Origin of the sequence: Myxococcus sp. CA039A (assembly GCF_013336645.1) — a bacterium.
In the GTDB taxonomy this organism is placed as follows: domain Bacteria; phylum Myxococcota; class Myxococcia; order Myxococcales; family Myxococcaceae; genus Myxococcus; species Myxococcus llanfairpwllgwyngyllgogerychwyrndrobwllllantysiliogogogochensis.
In genome coordinates, this window is sequence record NZ_JABUMQ010000611.1 from 1 (window position 1) to 2,123 (window position 2,123).

Below are 2,123 nucleotides of genomic sequence, written 5' to 3' on the forward strand. Positions count from 1 at the left end.
GCGTCGTCCGGGGTGTCGCTCCTCCGAGGGGCGTCCACCTGGGTGGGCGTGGTCCAGGACTCGTCGGGCGCGGGGTTGCGCGCCGCGGGGGCCGGCTGGGCCCGGGCGGACGTGCCCAGCACGAGGGCGAGCGGCACCAGGATGAGGCGGACGGAGGGCATGAAGACGGCTGGCAGCTTAGTCCACGGAGAGGGAAGGAGACGAGCCAGGGCCGGCTGTTCCCCCACCCTGCGTGCGCCCCGTCAGGTAGCGGGCAGGAGGCGATGGGAAACGTGTCACCGACGGCGGCGCACCGGACTACCATCCGCCGCGCGGCCAGCGGCGGGCGCCTGAGGAGAGACCACGGGATGAGGGCAGGAGGAGGGCGCGCGGCGCTGTTGGTGACACTGGCCCTGGGGCTTGGGTGTCGCTCCCGTCCGACGGAGACGGGGACGGACGCGGGTCCGGCGCGTGCGCCGGTCGCCAACGCGACGCTGCCCGCGTGCGAGGCGCTGTTGCCCACGGACGTGCGCGAGTCGATGCTGCCCGGCTTCACGATGAAGGAGGAGCGCGCGTGTCCCTCCTGCGGGCCGCTGTGCACCTTCCGCTCCGCGTCGGAGAAGGACGTCACGGTGTCGGTGACGTGGGACTGCCAGCCGCACTACGCACAGGTGGACACGCATGCCCTGCTGTTGCCGTCGCTGAACATGGGCGGCGAGGAGATTCCCGCGCTCGGCCGGGCCGCCGCGCGGCGTGCTCCCGCGCAGGGCATGTTGCAGGTGATGGCGTGGGACGACGACACGCCGTGCGCGCTCGTCGTCACGTGGCTCGGAGGAGACCCGGAGCAGGCGCTGGACGTGACGCGCCTCGCCCTCACCTCCACGCGACCGGAGACGGTCCACCCCGCCGTGGTGCCGACGGAGCCCGACGCGGGCACGCCGTGACTTCACGTCACAGCGTGCGCAGGTAGTCCACCAGGTCGTCGACCTCCGTCTCCGTGAGGCTCGCCGTGGTGCCGTGCTTGTTGGACTGGCTGTTCTGCATCAGCCGCCCCTTCAGCGACAGCGCGCTGCCGTCGTGCAGGTACGGCGCCGTGCGCGCGAGCCCCAACAGCGACGGCGTGTTCAGCCCCTTGGCGACCACGTTGCTGTCGTCCCGATTCGCGCCCGTGGTGATGAAGGTGCCCACGTCCGCCAGCGTGTTGTTCGTGAAGTGCGCCCCCGCGTGACAGCTGTCACACGCCGCCTTCTTGAACACCTGCGCGCCGCGCGCCTGCGACTCGGTGAGCGCCACGCGCTTGTAGGGATTGTCCGGCGTGGGAATCACGTCGATGAACGCGGACAGCTGCGCCACCATCACCCCATCCAGCGCCGTGCCGCCCATGCGCCCACGCACCGTGGCGTCCAGGAAGTCCCTCATCGTGGGGAACTCGCCGCTCCAGTGGAACGGCCCCGTCTCCGTCACCTTCCGCCCCGCCAGGCTCGGCGTCTGGCGCGGCCCATCCGGGAAGCCCCACACGTGGCCGTCGTCACGACCGTCCAGATGGCATGACGCACAGGACGCCGCCACGCCCGCGCTCGTCATGCGCGAGTCCAGCGCGGAGTAGAACAGCTTGCGCCCCGCCACCTGCTGCGGCGACAGCACGTCTCCCACCACTCGCAGGGGCACCCCCTCCGCGCGCACGTTGGCCACGTTGCCGGAGGCGTCGTTCACCAGCGTCGTCACCGTGTGGTCGAACGCGTTGTAGACGTACGCTTTGCGCCCATCCCGCGTCAGCGCGATGCCACTGGGCCCCGAGCCCACGCGCACCAACTGCCGCACCGTGCTGCCCTTCACGTTCACCAGGTCCGCGCCCTCGCGACGATTCGTGGGGATGACGGCCACGTTGTCCGTCTCGCGGTTCACGACAAAGAGCCACAGGCCCGACGGGTCCACCACCGCCGCCACAGGCCCCTGGATGGGATGGCTCGCCTCCGGGCTGACGATGGTGGACGGCGGGAAGTCAGGGTCCTCGCGCGGCGGAGGCCGGCACCGGTCCAGGTCATCCACCCGGGGCGTGCCGTCTTCCGTGTTGAACGTCACGATGCCCGGCGCCACCACGCCCGCCGTGTTGCAGGGCCCTCCGCCCCCATACAGCGACCCAC

Annotated in this window: 2 protein-coding genes; one reads left to right on the plus strand and one right to left on the minus strand. The window is 71.5% G+C overall.

Annotated features, from left to right (window positions below; translation table 11 throughout):
* Positions 1-347 precede the first annotated feature (347 nt).
* Entirely contained in the window at positions 348-923 is a 576-nt protein-coding gene (locus HR086_RS46335) for a hypothetical protein (RefSeq protein WP_174454746.1), read from the plus strand.
* Positions 924-930: 7 nt separating this feature from the next.
* Here the strand turns inward: HR086_RS46335 and HR086_RS46340 are convergent.
* On the minus strand, positions 931-2,123 hold a 1,193-nt coding region (locus HR086_RS46340), incomplete at its 5' end, for a c-type cytochrome (RefSeq protein ID WP_174468856.1).

Bases quoted from the DNA above. Each gene is read 5' to 3' on its own strand.
- HR086_RS46335 (WP_174454746.1), top strand. From the start codon at position 348: ATGAGGGCAGGAGGAGGGCGCGCGGCGCTGTTGGTGACACTGGCCCTG.